Below are 3,163 nucleotides of genomic sequence, written 5' to 3'. Positions count from 1 at the left end.
CGCAAGCTTGAGAAATCAGGTTTGTCTAAATATTTCCATCATGTGGAGGTGTTGAGTGATAAGAAGGAGACCAACTATCAGAACCTCCTGGACCACCTTGAAGTTGATGTAAAAGAGTTTCTTATGGTGGGCAATTCCCTTAAGTCGGATGTACTCCCCATAGTCAACATAGGGGCACAGGCCATTCATGTACCTTTTCACACTACCTGGGCGCACGAGGTGGTTCCTCCGGAAGAACACGGAAATGACCATATCACACTGAATTCATTAAGAGACCTGATTAAGTATTTATAAGTTGCTATGAACGACAAAGAAGAAATAGAAACACCAACACCTAGAAAGGCCAATACTGGCTACAAGAACTTTCCGATGGTTCCCAGAGTGGTCTTTGGAAGGGGTAGTTTCGACCAGTTAGGGGATATCCTCATGCCGCATCGCAAAAATGCAGATGCGCCTGTGATTTTCCTGGTGGACGACGTGTTCGAAGGATCTGCTCTTATGAACCGTCTGCCGGTAATTTTCCAGGACCAGGTCATTTTTATTTCGGCAGATGAGGAACCTAAAACAGAACAGGTCGATACCCTGGTGGAAAAAATTCAAACCGAATTTCAGGAACCGCCTTCTGGTATCGTTGGCATAGGGGGAGGGACCCTGCTAGATTTGGCCAAGGCCGTTTCCATAATGCTCAATAACAAGGGTAGCGCCGCGGATTATCAGGGTTGGGACCTTGTACAGCGTCCCGCCTGCTACCACATAGGTATCCCCACCATTAGCGGTACCGGTGCAGAAGTCTCCCGGACTACAGTCTTGTCTGGTCCCCGCCGAAAACTCGGGATCAACTCGGATTACAGTACCTTCGACCAGGTTATCCTTGACCCTGAACTTACCAATGGGGTACCAAAAGATCAGTGGTTCTATACGGGGATGGATTGCTACATCCATTGTATCGAATCTCTAAATGGTACCTTTCTGAATGCTTTTAGCGAAAGCTATGGTGAAACCGCTTTACAGCTTTGCCGGCAGGTATTTCTGGATGATTTGTCAAATGAGGAGGCGCAGGATAAGCTCATGATGGCATCCTGGCATGGCGGCATGAGCATTGCCTACTCACAGGTGGGAGTGGCGCATGCCCTGAGCTATGGACTTTCATTTGTGCTCGGGATCAAACACGGACTGGGGAATTGCCTGGTATTTCAATACCTTGAAGCATTTTATCCGGATGGGGTGGCTGAATTCCAGCGGATGAAAGCGAAACACGGGATTGCCCTGCCTCAGGGGGTCTGTGCAGGGCTCAGTGAAGAAGAACTCGATGCTATGACAGACATTTCACTCGGGATGACCCCTTTGTGGGAGAATGCATTGGGCAAAGATTGGAAAAACCACATCAGCCGTGATCAGATCAAGGACATCTACAGGAAGATTTAGGTATTCAGGAATGGGGGGAAATTACAGGGCTCCCCGGTACTTCGCATGCAGATAATTTAATGAAAGGACTGGCATCATTTATTTATTTCAGGCTCATGGGATGGAAACTAAAAGGAACGTTTCCCGATATTCCCAAGTGCGTGGTTATAGTGGCGCCACATACCAGCTGGTGGGATTTTGTCGTGGGTCTACTCGTTAGGAAGATCGTAAACCTAAAGATCAACTTCATAGGAAAAAAAAGCCTGTTTAAAGCCCCTTATGGCTGGTGGTTCCGGCAGTTAGGGGGTACGCCTGTAGACCGAAAGAAGAATGAGGATACGGTAGCTTCCATAACAAGAATATTCAGTGAAAAAGACGTATTCCGATTGGCCTTGTCCCCGGAAGGGACCAGAAAGAAAGTAGAGAAATGGAGAACGGGCTTTTACTACATTGCTGATCTGGCACAGGTTCCCATAGTCATGGTGGCCTTTGATTTTGGAAAGAAGGAGGTTAAGATTTCAGAACCAGTGTATACGACGAAAGACCAGGAAGCTGACTTCAAGGTCTATCATCAATTCTATAAAGGGGTGCAGGGAAAAATTCCGGAATACACTTAGTTTCAGGTGCATCTGAAGCTTATGCTGAAAGGTTCAAAAGTACCGTCGTTGTCAAAGTCGTAACCTCCGGATAATAATCCACAAGGCACTCTTAGCTTCTTACAAAGCTCAGGTTTACTCTGCAGGGTTCGAAGGTGCCATCATTATCAAAGTCGTACTCACCTGCTCCCATATTACCTCCGCTAATGTTCAGAGTGGTTTCTGTGAGGGTAGCTCCATAGGTTTCCCAATCACTGGGATCATCATCCCAAACAATGGCGAAATAGTAGCGACCTTCCCACTTTTCCCAGAACATTTCTCCACTAGCATTGTAAGAAGAGCGATTTGCCGGATTAATCGTCATTGCAAATCGGCCATTACTTTGAACAGTCATACTAATTGAACCCCCTTCACCAATTACTTCAATATTGTGGATATCATCACTGAATCTTGCGATAGTGGCATCCCAACTACCTGTCAATTCACTGATAGGGAAATCACCTACTTTTTCCAGAATTTCTTCAGGTGGTGGGTCATCTTCTGAACAGGAAATAAATAAGAATGCGAACAGGGGTACAAAAAGGAGTATTCTACTTAGTGTTTTCATAGTACCAGATTTGATAGGTTTATATAATTTCCACGTGTAAGGAACTGTAAATAAAGGTAGACCGCAAGTTCAATTTTTGCAATGACCCGCGTCATTCAACTGGATATTGGTATTCTATGCAGAACGGAGATGCTATCCTATCTAATAGATTATTGTCCTTATTAAACACGAACGAAAATGAAGTGCAGGGAGCAGGGTTCTGTGTCCCCATCATTGTCGAAGTCGTAAGCACCGGTGTCGGCACCTCCGTTTATAGACAAGGTAGTGCCGTCCCAGGTATGGCCATAGGTGTCCCAATCTCCCGGTTCGTCGTCCCATGTAATGGCGAAGTAAAAGCTGCCCTGCCATTCTTCCCAGAACATTTCCCCGCTTACGGTATAGGCCGGTCGATCTATCGGATTCAGAGTAAGGTTAAAACGACCATTGGACTGAACAGTCATTTCAACGGTACCGCCGTCTTCAACGATATCAACAGAAACAGTATTAACGCTAAACTGTGCTTTGGTAGCTTCAAAATTACCAGCGAGTTCACTGATGTTAAAAGGCCCTTCCTTTG

Annotated in this window: 5 protein-coding genes; 3 read left to right on the top strand and 2 right to left on the bottom strand. The window is 45.8% G+C overall.

The annotated features are described in order from the left end of the window. The 3 genes from AC4E7D_RS08315 to AC4E7D_RS08305 all read left to right on the top strand — a co-directional run. A partial coding sequence (locus AC4E7D_RS08315) for an HAD family hydrolase (protein WP_490173343.1) occupies positions 1-294 on the top strand: 294 nt, incomplete at its 5' end. A gap of 6 nt (positions 295-300) precedes the next feature. Further along, the gene (locus tag AC4E7D_RS08310; RefSeq protein ID WP_490173342.1) at positions 301-1,425 is read left to right on the top strand and encodes an iron-containing alcohol dehydrogenase family protein; all 1,125 of its coding nucleotides are present in this window, start codon (positions 301-303) and stop codon (positions 1,423-1,425) included. Positions 1,426-1,484: 59 nt separating this feature from the next. Further along, entirely contained in the window at positions 1,485-2,021 is a 537-nt protein-coding gene (locus AC4E7D_RS08305) for a 1-acyl-sn-glycerol-3-phosphate acyltransferase (protein WP_490173341.1), read from the top strand. Positions 2,022-2,112: 91 nt separating this feature from the next. On the opposite strand, the gene AC4E7D_RS08300 is transcribed toward AC4E7D_RS08305, so the two are convergent. Next, a complete protein-coding gene (locus tag AC4E7D_RS08300) occupies positions 2,113-2,607 on the bottom strand; it encodes a lipocalin/fatty-acid binding family protein (protein ID WP_490173340.1) in 495 nt (164 codons plus the stop codon). Between the two features lie 161 nt (positions 2,608-2,768). Next, positions 2,769-3,163, bottom strand: a 395-nt coding sequence (locus AC4E7D_RS08295; protein WP_490173339.1) for a hypothetical protein, incomplete at its 5' end; no start/stop codon positions are given.

The sequence above is a fragment of the Lentiprolixibacter sp. genome, from assembly GCF_982873095.1.
The sequence above is the reverse complement of the archived record's forward strand: the minus strand, read 5'-3'. Positions and strand labels throughout refer to the sequence as shown.

Coding starts and splice junctions, on each gene's coding strand:
- AC4E7D_RS08305 (WP_490173341.1), top strand. CDS start 1,485: ATGAAAGGACTGGCATCATTTATTTATTTCAGGCTCATGGGATGGAAA.
- AC4E7D_RS08300 (WP_490173340.1), bottom strand. CDS start 2,607: ATGAAAACACTAAGTAGAATACTCCTTTTTGTACCCCTGTTCGCATTC.
- AC4E7D_RS08310 (WP_490173342.1), top strand. CDS start 301: ATGAACGACAAAGAAGAAATAGAAACACCAACACCTAGAAAGGCCAAT.